Here is a 25,713-nt window from a genome sequence, read left to right as displayed (position 1 = left end):
TGGAAGCCTCAAGAACTCCCATCATCGCAGGTCACAAGGCACTTCCTTATTTCTCGAAGAGTCATCCACAGCCATCAGATCGGTGGATCGAGGCTAAACCCCACTAGTACTGCAACCGCACTCATTGCGTCACCGCAGGTCAGACGGGATGCCGCGATCACCGGTCACTGACGGGCAGTCAACGACTGGTTCCGATCGCGGCGCTCGGCTGGACGGCGGACGAGCAGGTCAGCGACTCGTGAAGCTGACGGTGCATCACGCCTGGGAGTGAGGAGCACCCTGTGCGACCTGCGGCATTCGTCGAGTGCGGTTGCAGTACTAGGCGCCCCTCAGCCACGCGCTGCGGGGCGCTCCCGCGCGAGCGTAGCCGGGAGAGTCGCAGGGACCGTGCCGACCCGTCGGGCGCGCTGGGTCCGAGTCGGCCCGGAAGCACGTGGCGGGTGGGAACTCCTCATCTCGGCTGCCGGCTCGCGGCTCGTCATGATGAGCGAAGGGACGGACTGGCGCTCGCCAGCCGGTGACCCGGCGGCTCATCTTCACGGGCCCCAACGGTGGGCACATCTGGCGTACGTCGCTGAACGAGGACCACTGGAAGCCCGCGCTCGCGAAGGTGGGCGTCATCCCCAAGGCCAAGAGCCGCGAGCACGCCGCTGCCCGCGAGCACGGCATGCACGCCCTGCGTCACTTCTACGCGTCCGTCCTACTGGACGCCGGGGAGAGCATCAAGGCCCTCGCTGGGTACCTCGGGCACTCCGATCCGGGACTGACGCTCAAGGTGTACGCGCACCTCATGCCGAGCAGCCGGGACCGGGCCCGGAAGGCTCTCGGGCGAGCGCTCCGGCCGCCGGACCCGGGGGCCTGAGGGCCCAAAGAGGGCCCAGGCCGTGAAAATACCCCTGAGTCGCGCCGTCTGCGCAGCTCAGGGGCATGATCAAAAAGGCTACTTCTTCTTGCCCTGGTTCTTCACGGCCTCGATGGCGGCCTTCGCCGCGTCCGGGTCGAGGTACGTGCCGCCCGGCTTGACCGGGCGGAAGTCGGCGTCCAGCTCGTAGGCGAGCGGGATGCCGGTCGGGATGTTCAGGCCCGCGATGTCGGCGTCGGAGATGCCGTCGAGGTGCTTGACCAGGGCGCGGAGGCTGTTGCCGTGGGCGGCGACCAGGACCGTGCGGCCGGCCAGGAGGTCCGGGACGATGCCGTCGTACCAGTACGGCAGCATGCGGACGACGACGTCCTTGAGGCACTCGGTGCGCGGGCGCAGCTCCGGGGGGATCGTCGCGTAGCGCGGGTCGTCGCTCTGGGAGAACTCGGTGCCGTCCTCGAGGGCGGGCGGCGGGGTGTCGTACGAGCGGCGCCAGAGCATGAACTGCTCCTCGCCGAACTCGGCGAGTGTCTGCGCCTTGTCCTTGCCCTGCAGGGCGCCGTAGTGGCGCTCGTTCAGCCGCCAGGAACGGTGGACGGGGATCCAGTGGCGGTCTGCGGATTCCAGCGCGAGCTGCGCGGTGCGGATGGCGCGCTTCTGGAGGGAGGTGTGCAGAACGTCGGGGAGCAGACCGGCGTCCTTGAGCAGCTCACCGCCGCGGACTGCCTCCTTCTCGCCCTTCTCGGTGAGGTTGACGTCCACCCAACCGGTGAACAGGTTCTTCGCGTTCCATTCGCTCTCGCCGTGGCGGAGGAGGATCAGCTTGTACGGTGCGTCGGCCATGGGTCGAGCGTAATCGAAGCCGTTCGGGCGCTGCGTGGCCGGTCACAGGGCGGACAGGAGGGGTGGGAGGGGCGCGCCGTGGGGGGGCGGCCGGGGGTCGGGGGCGTGACGATTGACGGCCCGCGTCAATTGACTGGCGAACCGGAATCCGGGATTCGTAATGTTCGGAAAGTCGCCGGGACACTGACCGGCGGCGTCCGTTCCGTACTTCCCTGGGGGGATTCCGTATGTCTGTCGCCGGTCTCAGACGGGCCGCACGCGAATCCGTGTCCGGTCTCCCCAGGGAGTTCTGGTGGCTGTGGACCAGCACGCTGGTCAACCGCCTCGGGGCGTTCGTCGCCACCTTCATGGCGCTCTACCTGACCCTGGACCGGGGCTACTCCGCCTCCTACGCCGGTCTGGTCGCCGCGTTGCATGGGCTCGGCGGGGTCGTCTCCTCGCTCGGGGCGGGGGTGATGACCGACCGGTTGGGCCGTCGGCCCACCATGCTGATCGCGCAGATTTCGACCGCAGTGTCCGTGGCCGTGCTCGGATTCATGGTCCATCCGGTGGCGATCGCGGCCGTCGCCTTCGTCGTCGGCATGGCCAGCAACGCCTCGCGGCCCGCCGTGCAGGCCATGATGGCCGACATCGTCCGGCCCGAGGATCGGGTGCGGGCCTTCTCGCTCAACTACTGGGCGATCAACCTCGGCTTCGCCATCTCCTCGGCCGGGGCCGGGTTCGTCGCCGAGTACAGCTACCTTGCCGGGTTCCTGGGCGAGGCCGCGATGACGCTGGTCTGCGCCTTCGTCGTCTTCATGAAGGTGCCCGAGTCACGGCCCGAGAAGTCGGCGGTACCCGGGCGTGCGGTCACCGGCGCGGACGTGGACGAGGTCCGGCTCTCCACCGTCCTGCGCGACGGGCGGTTCATGAGCGTCGTAGGGCTGTCCTTCGTCATCGCTCTGATCTTCCAGCAGGGGTACGTGGGGCTGCCGGTGGCCATGGGGGCCGACGGGTTCTCCAGCTCCGACTTCGGCACCGCCATCGCCGTCAACGGTGTGCTGATCGTGGTGCTCCAGATCCCGGTCACCCGCTTCATCCAGCACCGCGATCCACGCCGGCTGCTCATCGTGTCGTCGCTGCTGGCGGGGTGCGGATTCGGGCTCACCGCGTTCGCCGGGTCGGTCGGCGTGTACGCGCTGACCATCTGTGTCTGGACGGTCGCCGAGATCGTCAACTCGCCCGTCCAGACCGGTCTGGTGGTCCGGCTCTCGCCCGCTCGGGGCCGTGGCCGCTACCAGGGCATGTACACGATGTCCTGGTCCGCGGCGGCGCTGGTCGCACCCCTGATGTCGGGTGTGGTGATCGACCGGTTCGGGGCGCAGTGGCTGTGGGGGACGTGTGCGGTCCTGGGCGCCGGGGCCGCGCTCGGGTACTGGCTGCTGATGCGGAATCTGCCGGGGACGGACGGGGCTGCGGCGCCGGAGGGCAGCCCGGTGGCGGAGAGCGGTCGAACGGTGACGGAAAGCGGCCGGGACGCGGGGGATGTCGTCCCGGTCGGTCCCGGGGCCGACGCCGGGCCCGGGCCTTCCGCCTAGGGCACGCGCGGTGCCGTCCGGCACCGCATCGGCGCACGAAGGACGCCCCGCGCGGAGCAGTCCGCTCCGCGCGGGGCGCCCTTCCGGCTCCGTGCAGGCCGGCCGGTCAGCCGCTGCAGCCGCCGCACTGGCACGGGGCCCCGGACTGGCAGCCGCACCCGCAGCCCGAGCCGCAGCCGCAGGCGCCGAGCACGGTCAGGCGCACCACTTCAGCGGGTGCCTCCTGCTGGGGGTCGGTCGTGGGGGAATCGGCCATGGTTCCTCCTCAAGGCGTACGACAGGGCCGTACGCCACGACGACGCGCGTACGGCAGGGGCGTGCGGCCAAGGCGCGCCGCCCCACCCCATTGCATGCCCAACCGGGCGGGCGCATCAACGGCGCACACGCGCAGAGATTCGTGTGCGACCGGATGTGACCGCGTACGCCGTTACGCGCCCTCCACCGGCGTCGGCTGCTGGATCTCGTCGGCGTACTCGCCCGTCACCAGGTAGACCACGCGCTTGGCGACCGACACCGCATGGTCGGCGAAGCGCTCGTAGTAGCGGCCGAGCAGCGTCACGTCGACGGCCGTCTCGATGCCGTGCTTCCAGCGGTCGTCCATCAGGTGCTGGAACAGCGCGCGGTGCAGCAGGTCCATCTCGTCGTCGTCCTGCTCCAGCTGGAGCGCCAGATCGACGTCCTTGGTGATGATCACCTCGGCCGCCTTGGCCATCAGGCGCTGCGCCAGCTGCCCCATCTCCAGAATGGTGGCGTGCAGGTCGTGCGGCACCGCAGATTCCGGGAACCGCAGCCGGGCCAGCTTGGCGACGTGCTGGGCGAGGTCGCCCGAGCGCTCCAGGTCGGCGCTCATCCGCAGCGAGGTGACCACGATCCGCAGGTCGGTCGCCACGGGCTGCTGGCGCGCGAGCAGGGCGATGGCCCGCGCCTCCAGGTCGTGCTGGAGGTCGTCGACCTTCTGGTCCGCGGCGATCACGCTCTCCGCGAGCTTGAGATCGGCATCGAGCATGGATGTCGTCGCCCGGCCGATCGCCGACCCGACGAGCCGGGCCATCTCGACCAGCCCTTCGCCGATCGAGTCGAGTTCCTCGTGGTACGCGTCACGCATGGAAGTCCCTCTCCAGTCCTCTTCTAAGGCCGGGGCCAGGTATGAACCCCACGCTGCCACCCTGGGCGGCGTACGCGTCGGCTTCCGGCCGCCCAAGTGAATCAGCACTTGCTCCTCAGTGAACTCTGGGCGACGAGTGTTCGGATACGCACTCGGATGGCTGGGAGAGTCCTCCCGCACCCGCATAACCTTGACGCATGGACGTGAACGCGGCAGTCGCCGCAGCTGCGGCGATCGGCGGTGCGTGTACCGGCGTGATCGCCATGCTTGCGTTCCGCTGGAGCGAGCGCGACCAGAAGAAGCCGACTCGCACCTCCCTGCGGCCCGACAGCAACGCGCCCCTGCCCCCGGGGGTGGACACGGTCCTGTCCGTCCTCAGCTCCTCCGCGGTCGTGCTCGACGAGGGCGACAGTGTGGTCAAGGCCAGCTCCGCCGCCTATGCGCTGGGACTGGTCAGGGGCGGGCGGCTCGCCGTCGACGCGATGCTGCACATGGCCAGGGACACCCGCCGCGACGGTGAGATACGGCAGGTCGAACTGGACCTCCCCAGGCGCGGTACGGGCCGCGGCGAGACCCTCGCGGTCTCCGCCCGGGTCGCCCCGCTGGGCTCCCGGCTGGTGCTCCTGCTGGTCGAGGACCTCACCGAGGCCCGCCGCATAGAAGCGGTACGACGCGACTTCGTCGCCAACGTCAGCCATGAGCTCAAGACCCCGGTCGGCGCGCTCTCACTGCTCTCCGAGGCGGTGATGGACGCCTCCGACGACCCGGAGGCGGTGGAGCGGTTCGCGGGGCGGATGCAGATCGAGGCGACCCGGCTGACCAACCTCGTACAGGAGATCATCGACCTCTCCCGGGTGCAGAACGACGACCCGCTGGAGGACGCCGAGCCGGTCCGGGTGGACGAGCTGGTGGCCGAGGCCATCGATCGGAGTCGCCAGCAGGCCGGTTCCAAGCAGATCACCATGGCGGTGGGCGGCACCGCGGAGCTCCGTATCTGGGGCAACCGCGGCCAGCTCGCAGCGGCGCTCGGCAACCTCGTCGAGAACGCCGTCAACTACAGCCCCGCCCGTACCCGAGTGGGCATCGCCGCCAGGCGACTGTCCGTACCGGGCGGGGACCAGATCGAGATAGCCGTGACCGACCAGGGCATCGGCATCTCGGAGAAGGACCGCGAGCGGGTCTTCGAACGCTTCTACCGCGTCGACCCGGCCCGCTCACGGGCCACCGGTGGCACCGGCCTCGGCCTCGCCATCGTCAAGCACGTGGCCGCCTCGCACGGCGGGGAGGTCACGGTCTGGAGCTCGGAGGGCCAGGGCTCCACCTTCACCCTGCGGCTGCCCGAAGCGGGCTCCGTACGGGAACGGGACCGCAGCTCGGGCGGACCGCTCATCGTCAACGGCGACAACGGTCCCTACGGACCCGCTCACCCCGACACCCTTGAATCATTTCCTGCCCCGGAGGTCCTTCCGTGACCCGAGTGCTCGTCGTCGAGGATGAGGAATCCTTCAGCGACGTCCTGTCCTACATGCTCCGCAAGGAGGGTTTCGAGGTCGCGATCGCGGCCACGGGCCCGGACGGGCTTGACGAGTTCGAGCGCAACGGCGCCGACCTCGTGCTGCTCGACCTGATGCTGCCGGGACTGCCCGGTACGGAGGTCTGCCGTCAGCTGCGCAGCAGGTCTAACGTCCCCGTGATCATGGTCACGGCCAAGGACAGCGAGATCGACAAGGTCGTGGGGCTCGAAATAGGAGCCGACGACTACGTCACCAAGCCGTTCTCCTCGCGGGAGCTCGTCGCCCGCATCCGCGCGGTGCTGCGCCGTCGCGGGGAGCCGGAGGAGGTCACGCCGGCCGCCCTGGAGGCCGGCCCCGTCCGGATGGACGTGGACCGCCACGTCGTCACGGTCTCCGGCGGAAAGGTCGACCTCCCGCTCAAGGAGTTCGACCTGCTGGAGATGCTGCTGCGCAACGCGGGCCGGGTCCTGACCCGTATGCAGCTGATCGACCGGGTCTGGGGCGCGGACTACGTGGGCGACACCAAGACCCTCGACGTCCACGTCAAGCGTCTGCGCGCCAAGATCGAGCCCGACCCGGGCGCACCGCGCTTCCTGGTGACGGTGCGGGGCCTGGGGTACAAGTTCGAGCCGTAGACCGGCCCGTATACGCAACGGCGGAGGGCGCCCCCCGAAAGGGAGGGCGCCCTCCGCCGTTGCGTATACGGGTGCGCGCGTACGGTCAGCCGGCCGAGGCGTCGTCGCTCTCGGACTCGGAGCCGGACGCGCCCGGGGCCTCGGAACCGGACGGCATGGCGGACGACCCCGCCTCGGGCGGCACAGGCAGCGAGCTCGGGCCGAAGCCGGTGAAGTAGCTGGTCGCCGGAACGACGAACGCGTCGAGCGGGACCTCACCGGTCGAGCTGAACCGGAAGACGACGGGCTGCACATTTCCGGCCTGCGCGGCCTCGCGGCTGTCCTCGATCACGGCGGACGCGTTGCCCTCGCCGCCGAGGACCACCTTGCCGCCGGCCGGGACCACGACGGGTCCGGCGCCCTCGGCGGCGTGCAGCTGCACCGCGGCGCTCGTACCCGGCAGGGAGACGGCATCCAGGGTCTGCTGCTTGGTGCCGTTGTTGAACAGCGTCGCGGAGACGACGGCCGGACCCTCGGCGTCGCGCTCGGGCTGGGTGATGACGTTCGCGTTCTGGATGCTGATGTCACCGGAGGTGGTGGCAGCAGTGTCCGGCCTGACCTTGAGCGTCGCGGCGTCATTCCCCGCACCGCACGCGGTGAGTGAGACGATCGAGAAAGCGGTGGCTGTGGCGGCGAGAGCGCCGTGTCGAAGGCTGCGGCTCACGGCGGCGGCAACTCCTTGAATGTTCGGGCTGCGGACGGGAGGAACGAGCGACGTAAAGCCGCCCTAAGGATGTGTCAGCGGCCTTAGGCTACCGAGCCGTCCCTCCCGCCCGTCACCCGACCCGCCCCTTCGCGCCCCGGCACTTCCCGGAGCCGGTGTCGTTCAGAGCCCGCACCCCAACAGGGTTTGCGGACCGACGCACACCGAAACCGGTCGACACACGCCGTTCACATATCGCCGGTGATCAATTCATGGAGCTTGGCGCATTCCGCGCGCATTACCGATCGCGCCGGGGTGCTGATCAATTCCATTGACCAACCACACTTACATCCGTACGGGTGATCGACCTCCGAACGGAGTACGGAAAGTTCATCATCCAGAATCCGGCAAAACGGGACGTTAGGCCGCTTTGGAGGGGGGTTTCGGCGCGTGCGGCGTGCGCGTTTCGCCCTGCCTGCGCAGCGGCTCCGACCTGCGAATACCGTCTCCCGTGAGCCTTACGCAGCACGTACGTGTTGCTGTTGTCAAGCCCCGAGATGTGCCCTGACCTGCGAAAACGCCATTCAGGAGAAGCTGTTCTCGTGTTACCCTTGATAGCCACGGAAGGGGTACCTGTCACATGACGTTCAAGGTTGGCGACACCGTGGTCTATCCCCATCACGGGGCCGCGCTGATCGAGGCTATCGAAACTCGCCAGATCAAAGGCGTGGACAAGACCTACTTGGTGCTCAAGGTCGCCCAGGGCGACTTGACGGTTCGCGTGCCGGCGGACAATGCAGAGTTCGTGGGTGTGCGCGACGTGGTCGGGCAGGAGGGGCTGGACCGGGTCTTCGAGGTGCTGCGCGCGCCGTATGCCGAAGAGCCGACGAACTGGTCCCGACGGTACAAGGCAAATCTGGAGAAGCTCGCCTCCGGCGATGTCATCAAGGTCGCCGAAGTGGTTCGCGACCTGTGGCGTCGTGAGCGCGAGCGTGGACTCTCCGCAGGTGAGAAGCGCATGCTCGCCAAGGCTCGCCAGATTCTGGTGAGCGAGCTCGCTCTCGCGGAAAACACGAACGAAGACAAGGCCGAGGCTCTGCTCGACGAGGTTCTCGCGTCCTGAACCGGCTTGCGCCGGTCGTAAAAAATGCCGCGGTGCCCGCTGACAACCGTATTCACGGTATGTCGCCGGGCGCTGCGGCATGTCTGGATTCAGCCACGGCGTGTCTGGATTACGTTTCGATTCGCCTATGCGTTGGCTTCATCGGCGATCCCCCCGATACGTTGCTCGCGATCTTGTGCCGTCGATCCCGAGCGACCGGTGCGGCTTGTCCGACTTCGGCCGGGTGTCACGGAAAGGGCCCGGTCGAGTCGGGGCATGGCGCCCGGTCGCTTGTGGCCATACCCATGCCGGCTGTGGAAACAAACATGCCGGAGCTTCGGAGTGCAACCGATGTCTGATCAATCGCGTCCGTACCGCATCGCCGCCGTGATTCCCGCGGCCGGCCGCGGCGTACGGCTCGGCCCGGGCGCCCCCAAGGCGCTCCGTTCGCTGGGCGGGACGCCCATGCTCATCCATGCGGTACGGGCCATGGCGGCGTCCCGTTCCGTCTCCCTGGTCGTCGTCGTCGCGCCACCGGACGGCGCCATGGAGGTCAAGAACCTGCTCGACGAGCACGCCCTGCCCGAGCGCACCGACTACCTCGTCGTGCCCGGCGGCGACACCCGCCAGGCGTCGGTGCGGCTCGGCCTCGACGCGCTGCCCGAGGACGTCCGTGTCGTCCTCGTCCACGACGCGGCGCGCCCGCTGGTGCCCGTCGACACCGTGGACGCGGTGATCGAGGTGGTACGGGACGGCGCGCCCGCCGTCGTCCCCGCCCTGCCGCTCGCCGACACCGTCAAGGAGGTCGATCCCGGTGCGCCGGGGGAGCCGGAGCCGGTACTCGGGACGCCAGTACGGGCCAGGCTGCGCGCCGTACAGACCCCGCAGGGCTTCGACCGCGACACGCTCGTACGCGCACACAAGACCGTCGCCGTCAGCGGCGAGGGCGCCACGGACGACGCGGGCATGGTGGAACAGCTCGGGGCACCCGTCGTGGTCGTACCCGGGCACGAGGAGGCGTTCAAGGTGACCCGGCCGCTGGATCTGGTGCTGGCCGAGGCGGTACTCGCACGCAGGAGGGCGAACGATGGCTTCTGAGGAACGGAACGGGCCCGTGATCCCGCTGGTCGGGATCGGTACCGACATCCACGCCTTCGAAGAGGGCCGCGAGCTGTGGTGCGCGGGGCTGCTGTGGGAGGGCGAGGGGCCCGGCCTGGCCGGGCACTCCGACGCCGATGTCGTCGCGCACGCGGCGTGCAACGCGCTCTTCTCGGCCGCCGGGCTCGGCGACCTCGGGCAGCACTTCGGCACCGGGCGGCCCGAGTGGTCCGGCGCCGCGGGAGTCACCCTGCTGACCGAGGCGGCGCGGATCGTACGGGCCGAGGGCTTCGAGATCGGCAATGTCGCCGTTCAGGTCATCGGCGTACGGCCGAAGATCGGCAAGCGGCGCGACGAAGCGCAGAAGGTGCTGTCGGCCGCCGTGGGGGCGCCTGTCTCGCTCTCCGCCGCCACCTCCGACGGACTCGGCTTCACCGGGCGGGCCGAGGGCCTCGCGGGGATCGCGACCGCCCTGGTCTACCGCACGGGCTGACTTGTCGGCGGGTGGGGGCGGGCCCCGTCCGGCGACGACGACGAGCGTGTGGTCGTCCGGATCACCCCGCGAAGGGTCGTCGGACGCATCCAGTGCCCCTCGCGGCAGGCTCTGCCCCGTCGCGCGGACATTGCCGGTCACGGCACCGGGTACACCCGGTTACCACAAACTTTCCCCCGCGATCCTCAAGGGGTCGCGGGGCACTGGTGCGCGCCCACTACCCTTGAGGCGTGACTATTCGCCTGTACGACACCAGCGCCCGGCAGATCCGTGACTTCGTACCGCTCACAGCGGGCTGTGTCTCGATCTACCTCTGTGGCGCGACCGTCCAGGCCGCCCCGCACATCGGGCACATCCGGTCCGGGCTGAACTTCGACATCATGCGCCGCTGGTTCGAGTACCGCGGCTACGACGTCACGTTCATCCGGAACGTCACCGACATCGACGACAAGATCATCTCGAAGTCGGCCGAGCAGGGCCGCCCGTGGTGGGCCATCGGGTACGAGAACGAGCGGGCGTTCAACGCCGGCTACGACGCGCTCGGCTGCCTCCCCGCCACGTACGAACCCCGTGCGACCGGCCACGTCACCGAGATGATCGAGATGATGCAAGGCCTGATCGAACGCGGCCACGCCTACGCGGCCGACGGCAACGTCTACTTCGACGTGCGCTCCTTCCCCGGCTATCTGGAGCTCTCCAACCAGGACCTGGACGATCTGCGCCAGCCGTCCGGTGAGGGCGAGACCGGCAAGCGCGACCAGCGCGACTTCGCGATGTGGAAGGCGTCCAAGCCGGGCGAGCCCAGCTGGGAGACCCCGTGGGGCCGCGGCCGGCCCGGCTGGCACCTGGAGTGCTCCGCCATGGCGCACAAGTACCTCGGCAACGCCTTCGACATCCACGGCGGCGGCATCGACCTGATCTTCCCGCACCACGAGAACGAGATCGCCCAGGCCAAGGCGTACGGCGACGACTTCGCGAAGTACTGGGTGCACAACGGCTGGGTCACCATGTCCGGCGAGAAGATGTCGAAGTCGCTCGGCAACTCCGTGCTGGTCAGCGAGATGGTCAAGCAGTGGCGCCCGATCGTGCTGCGCTACTACCTCGGCACCCCGCACTACCGGTCGATGATCGAGTACAGCGAGGAGGCCCTGCGCGAGGCCGAGTCCGCGTTCGCGCGGATCGAGGGCTTCGTGCAGCGCGTCGTCGAGAAGGCGGGCGGCGAGGTCACCGCAGCCCCCGAGGTCCCGCCGGCGTTCGCCGAGGCGATGGACGACGACCTGGGCGTCCCGCAGGCGCTCGCGATCGTCCACACCACCGTCCGGCAGGGCAACTCCGCACTCGCCGCCGACGACAAGGAAGCCGCCGTCGCCCGGCTCGCGGAGGTCCGCGCGATGCTCGGCGTCCTCGGCCTCGACCCGCTCGACGATCGCTGGGCGGGCGAGAGCGACCGCGGCGACGATCTGCACGGGGTCGTCGACACGCTCGTAGGCCTTGTCCTGGACCAGCGCCAGTCGGCCCGCGAGCGCAAGGACTGGCCCGCAGCCGACGCCATCCGCGACCAGCTGAGCCAGTCCGGGCTCGTCATCGAGGACAGCCCGACCGGACCACGGTGGACACTCGGCCCGCGCCAGTAGTCCTCCCATGTGCCGTCCGGCCTTCCGGGCGGCACACTTCACTTACGTACGCATGTCTGAGAAGCAACGAAACAGGTAGGTCATGGCCGGGAACAGCCAGCGCAGGAACCGCCGCACGTCCAACAAGAAGGGCGCACAGGTAGGCAGCGGTGGGCAGCGACGCCGTGGCCTGGAGGGCAAGGGCCCGACGCCGCCCGCCTCCGCCCGTAAGGGACACAAGAAGAACCGGATCGCCAACGCCCAGGCCAAGCAGGCCGCGGCCCGCCGCCCCGCCCCGCGGCGCGGCGGCGTCAAGGGCACGTCCGAGATGGTCGTCGGCCGCAACCCCGTCTACGAGGCCCTGCGCGACGGTGTCCCGGCGACGACCCTGTACGTCCAGCAGTACATCGACAACGACGAGCGGGTCCGCGATGCGCTCCAGCTCGCCGGCGAGCGCGGCAACATCAACCTGATGGAGGCCCCGCGCCCCGAGCTGGACCGGATGACGAACGGCCTGAACCACCAGGGCCTCGTCCTCCAGGTCCCGCCGTACGAGTACGCGCACCCGGAGGATCTCACCGCCGCCGCGTACGACAAGGGCGAGGACCCGCTGATCGTCGCCCTCGACGGCGTCACCGACCCGCGCAACCTGGGTGCGATCGTCCGCTCCGTCTCCGCGTTCGGCGGCCACGGCGTGGTCGTGCCGGAGCGGCGTGCGGCCGGGATGACGGCGGGCGCCTGGAAGTCCTCGGCGGGCACGGCGGCCCGCACGCCGGTCTCCCGGGTGACGAACCTGACCCGGGCCCTGGAGAGCTACCAGAAGGCCGGCATCACGGTCGTCGGCCTCGCCGCGGACGGGGAGCACACCGTCGAGGACCTGGAGGCCCTGGGTGGCCCCGTCGTCATTGTCATCGGCAGCGAGGGCAAGGGCCTGGGCCGCCTCGTCGGCGAGACGTGCGACTACCGGGTCCGTATCTCGATGCCGGGCGGCGCGGAGTCGCTGAACGCGGGCGTCGCCGCCGGGATCGTCCTGTACGAGGTCGCGCGGCGCCGGGCCTGAGCAGTCGCCGTACGGGCTTGATTTTCAAGCCCGTACGGCGACTGAGGACGCAACGGTCACAGCAGCGTGCGCAGGCGGGACAGAGCCTGCCGCGCACGCCGCCGCGCCGACCGCTTGGCGCGCACCAGCCGGAACCAGTACACGCGGTCCCTGATCACCGGCGGAGCGCCGTCCGTGGCGATGACCAGGACCATCGGCAACTCGGTGTCGCGCTGCCACCCGCAGCTGGTGATCCGTACCCTCAGATCCCAAGTGCCGGCGTTCCGGCCCGAGTTGAGGGTGTCGGGTGCCACCCGCGCCACGGCGGTGTGGAGCGTACGGAACCGTCCGGCTCCTTTTGGGGCAGGGACCCGTTCGGTGGTGGTGACCACGGGAAGGAAGAACTCCTCGGCGCCGCCCCCGCGCCGCCGCGCCAGTATGTCCATCCGGGCCGACTTCAGCCGCTGCGTGACATCGACGACTGCCGGATCCAGCCCCGGCACCGGCACCGACAGCGCGTCGGCGCCGGGGCCGGACGCACCGCCGGAGGTGTGGGTGAAGGCCAGCGGCGTCTTGCCGGACAGCAGCTCACCGGTGGCCGTGATCTCCAACGACGGGGTGGCCCGGGCCGACGCCTTCGCCCGTATCCCCGACTCCCAGTCGGCCAGGTCCCGTACCGCCGCGATCCGGTCCTGTACGAGCAGTTCCGCCGCTGCCCGCTGGCTCGCGGGCAGCCCGGCCGCGACCGACGGTGCGAACCGCTCGGTGACGACGGCCCGCGCCTCACGGAAGAAATCGGCACGCCACTGCTCGGGCGCGTTCAGGAACCGCTTGCCGCTCAGCCGCGACACGATCTCCACCCGCAGCCACCGCCGGTGCAGCTTGTCGCGCAGGACACCCGGCTCGGTGTTCTGGTCGACGATGTCGAGGGCCTCGCGCAGATTGCCGAAGTAACCGGCCGGGTCGAAGGGGCTGAAGCCCGCGTTCGAGGCGTCCGGGCGGGCCACGTGGTAGTAGCAGACATAGTCGGAGAGCACCGAGATCCGCCGGGCCGCGAAGAAGGCCGCCGTGACGAAGACATGGTCCTCCAGCCGTCGTTTGCCCTCCGGGAACCGCAGCTTCTGCTCCAGCAGGAACTCCCGACGGAACATCTTGTGCGGGGTGAGGCTGTCGATCAGCGGGGTGTTCGCAAGGGTGGCGTCCGGATGGTTCTTGCGGAACAGCTCCCGCGGTACGCCGCGCCCCTTGCCCGACATCCGTCCCACGACCACGTCCGCGTCGTTGGCGACCGCGTACGCGTACAGCCGCTGCAGGGCCTCGTCGCCGAACCAGTCGTCGTTGTCGGCGAACTGGATGTACGTACCGCGCGCCCGGTCGATACCGAGATTGCGGGGGCGGGACGGCCAGCCCGAGTTGGGGATGTGCTCCACGCCGATGTGCGGGTACGTGGCGGCCAGTTCATCGAGGCGGGCACCGGTGCCGTCCGTCGAACCGTCATCGACGAAGATCACTTCGAACTCGCCGGGAGCCATCGTCTGACGCAGCAGGGAAGCGATCAGTTCGTCGATGTACGGGCCCGGGTTGTAGACCGGGACGACCACGCTGACCTTGGGAGCAGGGGGGTGGAGGGCGTTCATGAGGGGTGCCTAGTGCCTTTCGGGGATCAGACCGCGGGTGCGCAGCACCCGGCGTTCGACGGGGGCGAACACCGCCGATTCGACGGCGACGCCGACCGCGAGAATCAGCACGACCGCGGCGAGGACGAGCGCGGTGTCGTCTTGCTGCTTACCGGAGTTGAGGATCTGCCCGACGCCCGGCAGCGGCGTCGCGGTGATCAGTTCGGCGGTCATCAGGGCCCGCCAGCCGAACGTCCAGCCGTTCCGCAACGCCGCCACGATTCCCGGCAGCGCGGCGGGCAGCAGGATGTGCCGCACGTACGACCTGCCCGTGGCACCCAGTGAACGCCCCGCCCGCAGCAACAGCGGCGGGATCTGGGCGAGCGCTCCCGTCAGGCCCAGCGCCACGGACGGCACGGCGCCCAGCAGCACCACCGCGTACACCGCCTGCTCGGACTCGCCGAACAGGATCACGGCGATCGGGACGAGCCCGGCCGCGGGCAGTGACTGGAGCGCGGACAGGACGGGGGAGAGGACGGTCCGGGCAGCCCGGACCCGGTGGATGAGCAGCCCGATGAGGGCGCCGATGACGACGGACGCGCTGAAGCCGACCACCGTACGCAGCAGGCTGTGGCCGAGCGCGGGCAGCAGGGTGCCGTCCCGCCAGGTGGCGGCGAGGGACGCGGCGACGGCGGCGGGGGAGGGGAGCGCGGCGAACAGGTGGAGCGCGTACGTCACCTGCCACAGGGCGAGTACGCCGACGAGGGCGAGCAGCGGGGCGAGCAGCGGGGCGAGCGCGGCGGGCCTGAGACGTTTGGAGGGCGCCTCCGGGGCCGGGGGCGACGGGCGCTCCAGGGTGTCGAGACCGTCCGACACCGCCGCCAGGGTGTCAGCGGGGGTGGGCATGACAGCGAATTTCCTCCCGCAGGTGGTCGGTGATCGCGTCCGCGTCCACTTCCGCGAACACTTCCGATTCCGCGCCCGCGGCGGCTTCGGTGGAATTGACGCGCCACTCGCGCGCGATGCGCCCCGGACGGGACGCGAGCAGGATGATCCGGGTGCCGAGCCGGACGGCCTCCGCCACGTTGTGCGTGACGAGGACGACAGTGAGCTGCTGCTCGCGCCACACGTAGGCGAGGACCTCGTGCAGGACGTCCCGGGTGATCGCGTCGAGCGCGGCGAAGGGCTCGTCCATCAACAGGACCCGGCTGCCCTGCGCCAGGGCCCGGGCGAGCGCGACCCGCTGCCGCATACCGCCCGACAGCTCATGCACCGGGCGTTCGAACGCCTCGGGGAGGCGGACCAGCGCGAGCAGCCGCTCGGCCTGCGCACGCCACTCGGCCTGCGGTACGCCGCGCAGCCGCAGCGCGAGCACGACATTGGCGCCCGCGGTCAGCCACGGGAACAACGCATGCTCCTGGAACATCAGGGCGGGCCGCGGATCGGGCAAAGAAACGGTGCCGGACGTGGGCCGGTCGAGTCCGGCCAGCAGATTCAGCAGTGTGGACTTTCCCGAACCCGACGCACCGACCACACAGAGGAACTCGCCGTGCTCGATGCTCAGATCGACGGCTTCGAGTACGGGGGAGGCGGCGTCCGGGTACGCGCGGGTGACCGAGGCCAGGGAGAGGGCAGGCACCTGATCACCGGACCATGCCCGCGGTGAGCGTGGCACCGTCGGCCGGGTCGATCAGCAGGAACGAACCGGTGCGGCGGGACGCGGTGTACGCGTCGACGGCCACGATGTCGGCGGTACGGATGTGGACGCGGCCGATGTCGTTGGCGCCGAGCCCGTCGGGGGCGTCCTCGATGTCCTTGACGACGGCCTTGACCGTACGGGTGGTGTGCTTGAGGAGAACCCGGTCGCCGATGCGCAGAGGCCGGTCGTGGAGGTGACAGACGTCCGCGGACACCTCCCGGGTCAGTGCCGGAGCCTCGGCCGCAGGGGCGATCAAGTCCCCCCTCGACACGTCGAGTTCGTCGGCGAGGCGGACGGTGACGGAGTCCGAGGCGTACGCGGCCGGGACAGCGACGCCGAGCCTGTCGAGGGCGGCGACCGTCGACGTACGGCCCGACGGCAGGACGACGACCGGGTCTCCGGTACGCAGCACGCCGGACTCCAGCCGGCCTGCGTACAACCGCGATTCGCCGTGACGGATCACGTACTGGACGGGAAGGCGGGCCGGTCCGGAAGCGAGTGCGTCGTCGGTGATCCGCACGGTCTCCAGATGATCCAGCAGCGTCGGCCCGTCGTACCAGTCCATGTGGGCGGACGGTTCCACGATGTTGTCCCCGGTGAGCGCGGAGACCGGAATGGCGGTGAACGGCAACCGGCGGGCCGGACCCAGGTCATGGGCGTGGCGCGCGAAGTCGTCGGTGATGCGGGCGAAGTCCCTCTCCGACCAGTCGACCAGGTCCATCTTGTTGACGGCCAGGACGACGTGGGGGACACGCAGGAGCGCGGCGATCGCGGCATGGCGGCGGGTCTGCTCGACGACACCGTTGCGGGCATCGACGAGGATGACGGTGAGGTCGGCGGTGGAAGCGCCGGTGACCATGTTGCGGGTGTACTGCACATGGCCGGGGGTGTCGGCGAGGATGAAGCGGCGACGCGGGGTGGCGAAGTAGCGGTACGCGACATCGATGGTGATGCCCTGCTCCCGCTCGGCCCGCAGCCCGTCGGTCAGCAACGCCAGGTCAGGGATTTGCTGACCACGGCCCCGGGACACACGTTCCACGGCTTCGAGCTGATCGGTGAGGACAGACTTGGAGTCGTGCAGGAGCCGTCCCACCAGGGTGGACTTGCCGTCGTCGACCGACCCGGCGGTGGCGAGACGGAGCGTGCCGACGGGCATGGCGGTCAAGGCGGTCGCGTCGCTCGCCGCAGCCGTAGCCCCATCAGCAGTGGCAGCAGCAGCCCTAGCAGCCGCAGCAGCCGCCGTAGCAGTCGCAGCGGTCGCAGCAGTCGTGGAGGACGCGGAGGTCGTGCTGGTCATCAGAAATATCCCTCGCGCTTGCGGTCTTCCATGGCGGCCTCGGACATCTTGTCGTCGGCGCGGGTGGCACCCCGCTCGGTGAGCCGCGAGGCGGCGATCTCGGTGATCACGTCCGCCAGCGTGGTGGCGTCGGAGTCGACGGCACCGGTGCAGGACATGTCGCCGACCGTGCGGTATCGCACCCGCCGGGTCTCGACCCGCTCACCGGCCTTCGGACCGCCCCATGCGCCCGGGGTCAGCCACATCCCCGCGCGGTTGAAGACCTCGCGCTCGTGCGCGAAGTAGATACCGGGGAGCTCGATCCGCTCCCGCTCGATGTACTGCCACACATCCAGCTCGGTCCAGTTGGACAGCGGAAAGATCCGCACATGCTCACCCGGCGCGTGACGGCCGTTGTAGAGCTGCCACAGCTCGGGGCGCTGGCGGCGCGGATCCCACTGCGAGAACTCGTCGCGTACCGAGAAGACCCGCTCCTTCGCCCGTGCCTTCTCTTCGTCGCGTCGGCCACCGCCGAACACGGCGTCGAAGCGACGGTCCTGGATCGCCTCCGTCAGCGGCACCGTCTGCAGAGGATTGCGTGTCCCGTCCGGCCGCTCACGGAGCCGTCCCGTATCGATGTACTCCTGCACGGATGCCACCAGCAGCCGCAGCCCGTGCTCTTCCACCGTCCGGTCGCGGTACGCGAGAACCTCGGGGAAGTTGTGCCCCGTATCGACGTGCAGCAGCGAGAACGGCACCCGCGCCGGCGCGAACGCCTTCAGCGCCAGGTGCAGCATCACGATCGAATCCTTGCCACCGGAGAAAAGAATCACCGGACGCTCGAACTCACCCGCCACCTCACGGAAGATATGGACTGCCTCCGACTCCAGCGCGTCCAGGTGACCCCGCACCGGGGCATCACCCCGCGCCGTACCGACCGCTGTCATACCGACCGCTGTCATGCCGGCCTCCTTTCCCTGAGCAGCGCATGCACAGCAGCTGCGGACTCCTCCACGGTCTGCAGATGCGAATCGATCCGCAGATCCGGCGCCTCGGGCGCCTCGTACGGATCGTCGACCCCGGTCAGACCACTGATCTCGCCGGCCGCCTGCCTCGCGTACAGCCCCTTCACATCCCGTACGGAACACACCTCGACCGGCGTCGCGACATGCACCTCCAGATACGGGGTGCTGCTCCTGGCGTGGCGCGCACGCACCGCCGCCCTGCTGTCCGCGTACGGGGCGATGACCGGCACGACCGCGACGATGCCGTTGCGCGACAGGACCTCGGCGACCAGACCGATCCGCTGGACATTGGTGTTCCGGTCCTCCCGCGAAAAACCGAGACCCTCGGAGAGGAACGCGCGGATCTCGTCCCCGTCCAGCACCTCCACCCGCCGGTTCTCCTCGTGCAGCCGCCGCTCAAGGGCGCGGGCGATGGTCGTCTTCCCCGCACTGGGCAGTCCGGTCAACCACACGGTGGCCCCACCGCACGGATTACGGTCGGCGCTCAGCACGGGTACCCCCAGGCACGGGAGACCGTGCGCAACTGCTCCGGCACTTCCTCCGGCTTCGGGGAATCCCGGGCCCGTTGAATTTTTCCGGATTTGATGTTGTCGCTCCAGTCACCGATGAATGCCTGAAAGGGGCCGTGGTCCTGTTTCCCGTAATTCAGCATGTCGGGAGTCCACTCCACCCCGATGAACGCACAGATTTCCCGGGTGGTGGCGGTCGGATCCTCGGTGAGGCTCTCGTACCGGACCGTGAGCCCCGGGAGCGAGTTGCGCGCCTCCTCGACGGCGTCCACGTACGTCTTCACCTCGTCGACGGTCTTCGTCAAATCGCGGTCGGGGCGGTTGTTGATCAACGAACTGACCATGGACGCGGGGTGGCGCAGCAGGAAGATGTACCGGGCTTCAGGCCAGGCCTCGTGCAGCCGGCGCCAGATCAGCGCGTTGCCCGGAGTCTTGTCGACAATCACTTCCTTGCCGCTGTGCACCAGCTCGCGATGGAGTATCCGGTCCCACAGCAGATGCTCCAGTTCTGCCTGGTCAAGGCCGAGTTTGCTCATCGCGTTCTTCGTGTACGGCTTGGTCTGGCTGACCTTGAGGGTCCGCAGATGCATCTCGTGCGGGGCCCGGATCGCCGGGTGGCTGTTCAGCAGTACCCGCAGCAGGGTCGACCCCGAACGCACGGAAGAGATGACGAACACCGGATCCGGCACCAGCCGCTCGCCCTTGGGCGCGGGGCGGGCGCGAACCGGCTTCCCGGCAAGCGGCGCGCCCAGGGTCTTCAGGGCGCGCAGCGTCCGGCGGGCGCGACGACCGGCCGCCCGTACCCGTGGATCTTGCAGCGGCATCGGGTTCGTACCCTCCTCGGGCCATGGCATGTGGAAATACCTGTTTACGCCCCATTTATGAGGCCAAAATGATCCGTCGCTTGGTCGCGGGTGAGATCTTTCTTAAAGATCGCTTAAATTGATGGCTGCGTCGCGGTTGGCTACTGGACACCCGAGCCGAGCTGCTGTATACGCAAGCTGAAAGAGAAAGAGAGCGTCCCCCGCCCCGCCGCAGGAAACACCGCGCAGAAACACCGCACATGCAGCGGGCGACGCAGAGATAGATGGGCGCACCGGCCCGGCACATCGACACGGCACATCGGGCCTGGCGCATTGGCCCGGCATACTTGCTACAGACTGTTGACGGGCCTCGGACACATCGGGCCCGTCAAGGCAGTGTCCTAAACACACATCACTCGGTTAGATGAGTGTGGACACCAGAACGCCTCGGTTCGACGAACAACCCGCCCTGAGCATGACCAAGGTGGACTGCGACCCTGCGCAGGTCATCGTCAACCACGCCAGCTTCCGGGTGCAGCTCGCCCCCGGCCAGCGCCCGCGGTTGCGCGGTCTGGCCCCTGCCGGCGTGCCCAGGATCCCCGCCATGAGCGGCGGCGGCCGAGCGGTGCGCGGCAGGCGCTCGCCCGTCGTGTGGAGCGGCAGGTCCGCCCCGGGCGACCCCGGCGCCACCGGACTTTTCCAGGCCGTACGGAACTCCACCGCGGGCCGCCCGACCACTCCATACGACTCATACGACTCCTACGACCCCTACGCCGCCCACACCGGCCACGAGTTCGACGGTGCGCTCGGCGCAGGCGGCACCCAGGTCATCGAGCGCCTCGAAGAGACCCAGCCCAACCCCGTCATCACCGCGCCCCACCAGCCGGGCCGCCACGGCAGCGGACCCCTTCTGCCGCCCATGCGCCAGGCGGTCGGAGCCTACGACCCCGTCGACACCGGGCCGTACGGCCAGGAGACGTACGACGAGGACGATGACGGGTACGACGACTTCACCGAGGCCCGGGGACGGCGCCACGGCAACGACTCCGTCCGGCACGCGTACTACCCGGGGCACCGCATGAACCTCGGCGTCGTGCTGCTGCCCATGCGTGTCTTCCTCGGTTTCATCTCCATCTACGCCGGCATGGGCAAGCTGTGCGACCCCGTCTACTTCGACGGCGGCGAGCGCGGTTCCATGGTCAAGTGGCTGACCTCGCTGCACCCCTGGGGGCTGGCCGAGCCTCTGCGCGACTTCGCGCTCTCCCACCCGGTCGGCGCCGGACTCAGCGTCGCCTTCCTCCAGGTCGTCGTCGGCGTCCTCACGGTCCTCGGTCTCTGGCAGCGCGTAGCAGCCTTTGTCGGGGCCCTTCTCTCCGCCGCCCTGCTGGTCACCGTCAGCTGGCGCACCGTCGCCGTCTACGACACGCCCGACATCATCTACCTCGCCGCCTGGAGCCCGCTGATCATCGCGGGCGCCCCCGTCTACTCCGTCGACGGACGGCTCGCCGGTGAGGCCTGGCGCAGGCTCGGCCCGCGCTCGGCGATCTGGGACCTCCGCCGCCGGGTGCTGCGCCGGGGCGCCGTTGTCGCCGCCGTCGTCGTCGGCCTGACCCTTCTCGTGGGCTCCATGCTCGGCGGCGCGGTCCGCTCCACCGAGGTCGTCACCGTGCCCGGACCGAACGGCAACCCGACCAACCAGCTGCCCGGCTCCCCGCTCCCGCAGGAGTCCCGCAGCGGCCGGGCTTCCCACACGCCCGACGGGCGGCGCCCCTCGCCCTCCCGCAGCAGCGCCTCCACCACCCCCTCCGCCACGGCGTCCACGCCCGCCGCGGGTTCCGTCCGCGAGTCCGGCCAGGCGGCGTCCGGTGCCGGACAGCCCAGCCAGACCCAGGGCACCGTCCAGCAGCCCCCGCAGCAAACGACCCCGCAGCAGCCCCCGTCCAGCAGCTCCGGCCCGAGCTCCGCCGGTTCGACCGGCACCGGCGGCGGCTCCACCGGCGGTGGCTCGGACAGCGGCGGCTCCGCCGGCGGAACCTCCGGCGGCGGACAGAACCCCATCGGCGGCCTGCTCGGCTGAGCCGCCGGCCGGCACATGACGGGTACGCGGAGGGGCGGTCACCGGTTCGTTCCGGTGACCGCCCCTCCGCGTACTCCGCCGTCCTTCTGCCACTGCCCTCTTCTGCTACCGCCCGTCGAGTTCCTTGGCGGCCTCGGTCAGGTCCTTCGCTGTGTCGATGGCCCGCCAGTACGCCCCGTGCGGCAGCGGATACCCGGCCAGCCTGCGCTCACGGGCCAGCCGCGGGAACGTCGTCCGCTCGTGGTCGCCCCGGTCGGGCAGCAGTGTGGTGAACGTCGGCGAGAAGACGTACACACCGGCGTTGATCAGATACGGCGACGGCGGCGACTCGATGAAGTCGGTGATGTGCCCGAACGCGTCCGTCTCCACGGCACCCCACGGGATACGGGGACGGGCCAGGGCCAGTGTGGCGGTCGCATCGCGCTCGGCGTGGAACGCGGCCATCTCGCGCAGGGAGAAGCGTGTCCAGATGTCGCCGTTGGTGGCATACCAGGGCTGGTCCGGATCGGGCAGCCGGGCGGCGGCGTACTTCAGCCCGCCGCCGCGGCCCAGGGGCTCGGACTCCACGACGGTCGTCACGCGCAGCGGCAGCACCGCCGAGTCCAGCCACTCCTGCAGCACCTCGGCCAGATGACCGCACGAGACCACGGCGTCGGTCACGCCCTCGGCGGCCAGCCAGGAAAGCTGATGGCCGATGATCGGAGTCCCGGTGCCCGGGATCTCGACCATCGGCTTGGGGCGGTCATCGGTGTACGGGCGCAGCCGTGAGCCCTGGCCACCCGCCAGGACCACGGCCTGCGTCGGATACGTATGCATGCCAGGCACGATATGCGGTGCCCGGACCGGGGGGTCAGCTGAACTGTGCGACGCCCGAGGCGAACGACGTGTCGCAGACGGGACGCGAGAACCGGTGGGCGCGCGTCGGACCGTACTGCTCGACCGCCGCACGGCCCAGCGCCTTCGCGATCGACATGCAGTGCCGGGCGAGCGAGGGACGGGTCTCGACGGAACGCTGCAGGTCCGTCAGTGCGACACCGGGGTCCTTCTGCCGAAGCTCCACGAGCAGCCGGTCACGGAGGACGTCCTGCGGGGTGCGCGCCTTGGCAGGCTTCGAAACGGTCTGAGCCGAGGCGGTCAGGATCTGCGACTCGGAATTGTGCGCTGCCCACGGCACGCTGGTGACGGCGAGAGTCCCGGAGAGGACCATCACGACGGGCAGTACGAGAGCGAGAGTTCGGCCGATACGGCGAGCGGTGTGGGTCACGCAGCGAGCGTAGCGGTCGGTGATGATTTGGCGACATTTCGTCACTCTTGAGGGGGATGGTTCGAGTGTGCTTTTCGAATCCCGCGTTGACGGACCGTGCCGAAATGACCGGTGTGACGGGGAATCCGGCACCGTACGGATCCAAACCCCGACACGCCCCAGGGCGCGCGAGCGGCCCCGCACGAAGAACGTGCGGGGCCGCTGTGGTGCGGGTGTGCGGGGCGTCAGTCGGTGAGGCGCGCACCCGTCGAGGTCGAGAAGACGTGCAGCTCGTCCGGGCGCGGAACGACGTGCAGCTCGGTGCCCTTCTCCGGGACGGCGCGGCCACCGACACGGACGACCAGGTCCTTGTCCTCGCCGCCGACTCGCGCGGAGCCGTAGACGAAGCCGTCGGCGCCGAGCTCCTCGACGACGTTGACCGAGACGGCCAGGCCGGCCGGGGCGTCGGCGCTGTCCTTCGAGAGGGACTTCGCGGCGGCGCCACCGTGCTCGACGATGTCGAAGTGCTCGGGACGGATGCCGACCGTGACGGTCGTGTCGCCCTTGTCCGCGGCGGCGGAGAGCGCCTCGCGCGAGACCGGGACGACGCTGTTGCCGAACTTCACGCCGCCGTCGGTGATCGGGACCTCGATCAGGTTCATGGCCGGGGAGCCGATGAAGCCGGCCACGAAGAGGTTCGCCGGCTTGTCGTACATGTTGCGCGGCGAGTCGACCTGCTGGAGCAGACCGTCCTTGAGGACCGCGACACGGTCACCCATGGTCAGGGCCTCGACCTGGTCGTGCGTGACGTACACGGTCGTGATGCCCAGACGGCGCTGGAGCGAGGCGATCTGCGTACGGGTGGAGACACGGAGCTTGGCGTCGAGGTTCGACAGCGGCTCGTCCATGAGGAAGACCTGCGGCTCACGCACGATGGCGCGACCCATCGCGACACGCTGACGCTGACCACCGGAGAGCGCCTTCGGCTTGCGGTCCAGGTACTCGGTGAGGTCCAGCATCTTGGCGGCCTCTTCGACCTTCGCCCGGATCGCGGTCTTGTTGACACCGGCGATCTTGAGCGCGAAGCCCATGTTGTCCGCGACGGTCATGTGCGGGTACAGGGCGTAGTTCTGGAACACCATGGCGATGTCCCGGTCCTTCGGAGGCAGGTGCGTGACGTCGCGGTCACCGATGCGGATCGCGCCGCCGTTGACGTCCTCGAGACCCGCGAGCATGCGCAGGGAGGTCGACTTGCCACAACCGGAAGGACCGACGAGGACGAGGAACTCACCGTCCGCGATGTCGATTTCGAGCTGGTCCACGGCCGGCTTCGTGGAGCCGGGATAGACGCGGGACGCCTTGTCGAACGTGACACTGGCCATGCTGAATCTTCTCCTCCACCGGCAGGAACGTGCCGGACGATCCGAGTAAGGGAGTGGTCTGGTCCACTTGCGTGAATCCTCAGCGACGGTACCTGGACAGTTGGAATCTGTCAGTAGTTCGAGGGGCGCGAAATTTTGGAACCGCGCAGGGAGCGATGTTGGTTACACTGCTCCGGCACGCCTCCTTAGCTCAGCTGGCCAGAGCAACGCACTTGTAATGCGTAGGTCGTCGGTTCGAATCCGACAGGGGGCTCAGCGGAAGCCCAGGTCAGACGGTGTCTGACCTGGGCTTCTTCTGTTCAGCGGACGCGGCGGCGGCGCCGGGAGCGGGCCGCGCGGGTGTCCGTGGTCTCACTTCTAGCGGCGGGGCCTCTGGCGGCGTACGGGTACGAAGAACTCGCCCATGCGCCGCATCGCGTCCTTCGACAGGTGCGATCTGCCCTTCACGTACCGCCGGGTCTGGCTGATCTGGGTGTGCCGCAGGATCTCCGTGATCGTCGGCATGTCCACCCCGAGTTCGTTCAGGATCGTGCCGGCAGTGTGGCGGCTTCCGTCGTACAGGCGGCGGTCGTCGATCCCGGCCTCGGCGAGCAGCTCCTTGAACTCCTCGTAGTCGGCGCGTGGGCCGAGCGGTCGGCCGTACGGGCGCGAGAAGACGACCTTGTGCTCCTGCGGCAGGTCGTCGGCTGCGGCCCGCATCTCATCCTGCTGGACCCGGTGGTCGCGTAGGAACGGGAGGAAGACGGGCGGGATCGGAACGGCGTTCCGGCTCTTTTGGTCTTGGGCCGGATGAAGACGAGACCGCCCTCCCTGCGCTGCTGGCAGGCGCTCGCGTGCTTCGTGCAGTCCTTCGGGCACGGCTTTGGGGTGGCTTGACTGACCGTCGGTTGACACCCCGCCAATCAGCAGACAAGGCCACCGCTGCAAGTCATGATGTGCGGTCAGCAGAAAAAGTTCAGGTGCTAACGAGTGAATCCAGCCGTTCCGTGCGTAGCGGCCGATGTGACAGCGGGAAGGCCATTCCACACCAGGAAAAACGATGGCAGGAAGCATCCCTATGCCGAAGTTCCTCATCCAGGCCACCTACACACCCGAGGGCACCAAGGGTCTGCTCAAGGAAGGCGCGAGTGGCCGTCGCGCCGCCGTCGACCATGTCGTCACCGACCTCGGCGGGCAGGTCGAGGCCATGTACTTCGCCTTTGGGGAGGACGACATCGTGCTTATCGTCGACTTCCCCGACCCGGTCTCCATGGCCGCCGTTAGCCTTACTGTTAAGGCCAGCGGAGCCCTCCACACCCGAGCCACCCCTCTCCTCACCCTCGACGAGATCGACGAGGCCGCCCGTCGGCAAGTCACCTTCCGCTCCCCCGGCACCTGAGCCTCGGAGCCCGGGACCCTTGCCCCGAGGGCAGCCTCAGAAGGTGTCTATTTTCCGAATCTGATGTGCGAGTTTCTGCTGGTCAGTCGTGGTTGCTTCGTGTTCCAGGCAGGCTGAGGCCGTCGTGTTCGTCCTGGTGATGCGG

At 69.3% G+C, this 25,713-nt stretch carries 24 protein-coding genes, 1 tRNA gene and 2 pseudogenes; 12 read left to right on the top strand and 15 right to left on the bottom strand.

Annotation, left to right across the window (positions count from 1 at the left end; genetic code table 11):
* Positions 1 to 514 precede the first annotated feature (514 nt).
* Positions 515 to 862, top strand: a pseudogene (locus ACZ3IC_RS32550) (site-specific integrase); the annotation flags it as partial.
* Positions 863 to 940: 78 nt separating this feature from the next.
* Here ACZ3IC_RS32550 and ACZ3IC_RS32545 read toward each other — a convergent pair.
* Positions 941 to 1,702, bottom strand: coding sequence for a phosphoglyceromutase (locus ACZ3IC_RS32545; protein WP_266747618.1), 762 nt, complete (start codon positions 1,700 to 1,702; stop codon positions 941 to 943).
* A 227-nt stretch (positions 1,703 to 1,929) separates the two neighbouring features.
* Here ACZ3IC_RS32545 and ACZ3IC_RS32540 point away from each other — a divergent pair, with 227 nt between their 5' ends.
* Positions 1,930 to 3,279, top strand: coding sequence for an MDR family MFS transporter (locus tag ACZ3IC_RS32540; RefSeq protein ID WP_467422101.1), 1,350 nt, complete (start codon positions 1,930 to 1,932; stop codon positions 3,277 to 3,279).
* A gap of 106 nt (positions 3,280 to 3,385) precedes the next feature.
* On the opposite strand, the gene ACZ3IC_RS32535 is transcribed toward ACZ3IC_RS32540, so the two are convergent.
* Both ACZ3IC_RS32535 and phoU read right to left on the bottom strand, forming a co-directional pair.
* Positions 3,386 to 3,535: a hypothetical protein gene (locus ACZ3IC_RS32535; RefSeq protein WP_467422100.1), complete on the bottom strand. Its 150-nt coding sequence runs from the start codon at positions 3,533 to 3,535 to the stop codon at positions 3,386 to 3,388.
* A gap of 171 nt (positions 3,536 to 3,706) precedes the next feature.
* Positions 3,707 to 4,384, bottom strand: coding sequence for a phosphate signaling complex protein PhoU (phoU, locus tag ACZ3IC_RS32530; protein WP_467422098.1), 678 nt, complete (start codon positions 4,382 to 4,384; stop codon positions 3,707 to 3,709).
* Positions 4,385 to 4,581: 197 nt separating this feature from the next.
* Here phoU and phoR point away from each other — a divergent pair, with 197 nt between their 5' ends.
* Together phoR and phoP are read left to right on the top strand one after the other, a co-directional pair.
* Positions 4,582 to 5,856: a two-component system sensor histidine kinase PhoR gene (gene phoR / locus ACZ3IC_RS32525; protein ID WP_467422097.1), complete on the top strand. Its 1,275-nt coding sequence runs from the start codon at positions 4,582 to 4,584 to the stop codon at positions 5,854 to 5,856.
* A gap of 5 nt (positions 5,857 to 5,861) precedes the next feature.
* Positions 5,862 to 6,533, top strand: coding sequence for a two-component system response regulator PhoP (gene phoP / locus ACZ3IC_RS32520; protein WP_467422105.1), 672 nt, complete (start codon positions 5,862 to 5,864; stop codon positions 6,531 to 6,533).
* An 85-nt stretch (positions 6,534 to 6,618) separates the two neighbouring features.
* Here phoP and ACZ3IC_RS32515 read toward each other — a convergent pair whose 3' ends face one another.
* Positions 6,619 to 7,236, bottom strand: a complete 618-nt coding sequence (locus tag ACZ3IC_RS32515; protein WP_467422095.1) for a copper chaperone PCu(A)C domain-containing protein — start codon at positions 7,234 to 7,236, stop codon at positions 6,619 to 6,621.
* 619 nt (positions 7,237 to 7,855) lie between these two features.
* Here ACZ3IC_RS32515 and ACZ3IC_RS32510 point away from each other — a divergent pair.
* The 5 genes from ACZ3IC_RS32510 to rlmB all read left to right on the top strand — a co-directional run bounded on the left by ACZ3IC_RS32510 (position 7,856) and on the right by rlmB (position 12,581).
* Positions 7,856 to 8,338, top strand: a complete 483-nt coding sequence (locus ACZ3IC_RS32510) for a CarD family transcriptional regulator (RefSeq protein WP_006380568.1) — start codon at positions 7,856 to 7,858, stop codon at positions 8,336 to 8,338.
* Between the two features lie 330 nt (positions 8,339 to 8,668).
* On the top strand, positions 8,669 to 9,415 hold the full coding sequence (gene ispD / locus ACZ3IC_RS32505) for a 2-C-methyl-D-erythritol 4-phosphate cytidylyltransferase (protein WP_467422094.1): 747 nt from the start codon (positions 8,669 to 8,671) through the stop codon (positions 9,413 to 9,415).
* Positions 9,405 to 9,908, top strand: coding sequence for a 2-C-methyl-D-erythritol 2,4-cyclodiphosphate synthase (ispF, locus tag ACZ3IC_RS32500; protein WP_467422092.1), 504 nt, complete (start codon positions 9,405 to 9,407; stop codon positions 9,906 to 9,908). Before ispD ends, ispF begins: the two co-directional genes overlap by 11 nt.
* Before the next feature lie 230 nt (positions 9,909 to 10,138).
* Positions 10,139 to 11,542: a cysteine--tRNA ligase gene (gene cysS / locus ACZ3IC_RS32495; protein WP_467422089.1), complete on the top strand. Its 1,404-nt coding sequence runs from the start codon at positions 10,139 to 10,141 to the stop codon at positions 11,540 to 11,542.
* 82 nt (positions 11,543 to 11,624) lie between these two features.
* Positions 11,625 to 12,581, top strand: a complete 957-nt coding sequence (rlmB, locus tag ACZ3IC_RS32490) for a 23S rRNA (guanosine(2251)-2'-O)-methyltransferase RlmB (RefSeq protein ID WP_467422088.1) — start codon at positions 11,625 to 11,627, stop codon at positions 12,579 to 12,581.
* Between the two features lie 56 nt (positions 12,582 to 12,637).
* Here rlmB and ACZ3IC_RS32485 read toward each other — a convergent pair whose 3' ends face one another.
* The 7 genes from ACZ3IC_RS32485 to ACZ3IC_RS32455 form a co-directional block, all read right to left on the bottom strand.
* A complete protein-coding gene (locus ACZ3IC_RS32485) occupies positions 12,638 to 14,197 on the bottom strand; it encodes a glycosyltransferase family 2 protein (protein ID WP_467422087.1) in 1,560 nt (519 codons plus the stop codon).
* 9 nt (positions 14,198 to 14,206) lie between these two features.
* The gene (locus ACZ3IC_RS32480) at positions 14,207 to 15,082 is read right to left on the bottom strand and encodes an ABC transporter permease (protein ID WP_467422084.1); all 876 of its coding nucleotides are present in this window, start codon (positions 15,080 to 15,082) and stop codon (positions 14,207 to 14,209) included.
* Positions 15,066 to 15,815: an ABC transporter ATP-binding protein gene (locus ACZ3IC_RS32475; RefSeq protein ID WP_467422082.1), complete on the bottom strand. Its 750-nt coding sequence runs from the start codon at positions 15,813 to 15,815 to the stop codon at positions 15,066 to 15,068. The genes ACZ3IC_RS32480 and ACZ3IC_RS32475 overlap by 17 nt, the downstream gene beginning before the upstream one ends.
* A gap of 4 nt (positions 15,816 to 15,819) precedes the next feature.
* On the bottom strand, positions 15,820 to 17,031 hold the full coding sequence (locus ACZ3IC_RS32470) for a sulfate adenylyltransferase subunit 1 (RefSeq protein WP_467422104.1): 1,212 nt from the start codon (positions 17,029 to 17,031) through the stop codon (positions 15,820 to 15,822).
* A 140-nt stretch (positions 17,032 to 17,171) separates the two neighbouring features.
* Positions 17,172 to 18,113, bottom strand: a complete 942-nt coding sequence (gene cysD / locus ACZ3IC_RS32465) for a sulfate adenylyltransferase subunit CysD (RefSeq protein WP_467422080.1) — start codon at positions 18,111 to 18,113, stop codon at positions 17,172 to 17,174.
* Complete coding sequence (cysC, locus tag ACZ3IC_RS32460; protein ID WP_467422102.1) at positions 18,110 to 18,664, bottom strand: adenylyl-sulfate kinase; 555 nt, start codon at positions 18,662 to 18,664, stop codon at positions 18,110 to 18,112. The genes cysD and cysC overlap by 4 nt, the downstream gene beginning before the upstream one ends.
* Positions 18,661 to 19,509 carry a sulfotransferase family protein gene (locus tag ACZ3IC_RS32455; RefSeq protein ID WP_467422079.1) on the bottom strand — a complete coding sequence of 283 codons (849 nt, stop codon included), beginning with the start codon at positions 19,507 to 19,509 and terminating at the stop codon, positions 18,661 to 18,663. Before ACZ3IC_RS32455 ends, cysC begins: the two co-directional genes overlap by 4 nt.
* A gap of 454 nt (positions 19,510 to 19,963) precedes the next feature.
* Between ACZ3IC_RS32455 and ACZ3IC_RS32450 the strand changes: the two genes are divergently transcribed.
* Complete coding sequence (locus ACZ3IC_RS32450; RefSeq protein WP_467422077.1) at positions 19,964 to 21,565, top strand: DoxX family membrane protein; 1,602 nt, start codon at positions 19,964 to 19,966, stop codon at positions 21,563 to 21,565.
* A gap of 105 nt (positions 21,566 to 21,670) precedes the next feature.
* Here the strand turns inward: ACZ3IC_RS32450 and ACZ3IC_RS32445 are convergent, their stop codons facing one another.
* The 3 genes from ACZ3IC_RS32445 to ACZ3IC_RS32435 all read right to left on the bottom strand — a co-directional run bounded on the left by ACZ3IC_RS32445 (position 21,671) and on the right by ACZ3IC_RS32435 (position 24,190).
* Positions 21,671 to 22,381: a nucleotidyltransferase family protein gene (locus ACZ3IC_RS32445; protein WP_467422076.1), complete on the bottom strand. Its 711-nt coding sequence runs from the start codon at positions 22,379 to 22,381 to the stop codon at positions 21,671 to 21,673.
* Between the two features lie 34 nt (positions 22,382 to 22,415).
* Complete coding sequence (locus ACZ3IC_RS32440) at positions 22,416 to 22,829, bottom strand: hypothetical protein (RefSeq protein ID WP_467422075.1); 414 nt, start codon at positions 22,827 to 22,829, stop codon at positions 22,416 to 22,418.
* 224 nt (positions 22,830 to 23,053) lie between these two features.
* Positions 23,054 to 24,190 (bottom strand): ABC transporter ATP-binding protein, encoded by a 1,137-nt coding sequence (locus ACZ3IC_RS32435; RefSeq protein ID WP_467422074.1) that lies wholly within the window; start codon positions 24,188 to 24,190, stop codon positions 23,054 to 23,056.
* Positions 24,191 to 24,369: 179 nt separating this feature from the next.
* On the opposite strand from ACZ3IC_RS32435, the gene ACZ3IC_RS32430 reads away from it, so the two are divergent.
* Positions 24,370 to 24,443: transfer RNA gene (locus tag ACZ3IC_RS32430), tRNA-Thr, on the top strand.
* A gap of 46 nt (positions 24,444 to 24,489) precedes the next feature.
* Here the strand turns inward: ACZ3IC_RS32430 and ACZ3IC_RS32425 are convergent.
* A pseudogene (locus tag ACZ3IC_RS32425) lies at positions 24,490 to 25,056 on the bottom strand (tyrosine-type recombinase/integrase); the annotation flags it as partial.
* Positions 25,057 to 25,229: 173 nt separating this feature from the next.
* Here ACZ3IC_RS32425 and ACZ3IC_RS32420 point away from each other — a divergent pair.
* Positions 25,230 to 25,568: a GYD domain-containing protein gene (locus tag ACZ3IC_RS32420; RefSeq protein WP_467422072.1), complete on the top strand. Its 339-nt coding sequence runs from the start codon at positions 25,230 to 25,232 to the stop codon at positions 25,566 to 25,568.
* The last annotated feature ends 145 nt before the right edge of the window (positions 25,569 to 25,713 follow it).

It is taken from the genome of Streptomyces sp. NPDC002958 (genome assembly GCF_055563255.1).
The sequence above is the reverse complement of the archived record's forward strand: the minus strand, read 5'-3'. Positions and strand labels throughout refer to the sequence as shown.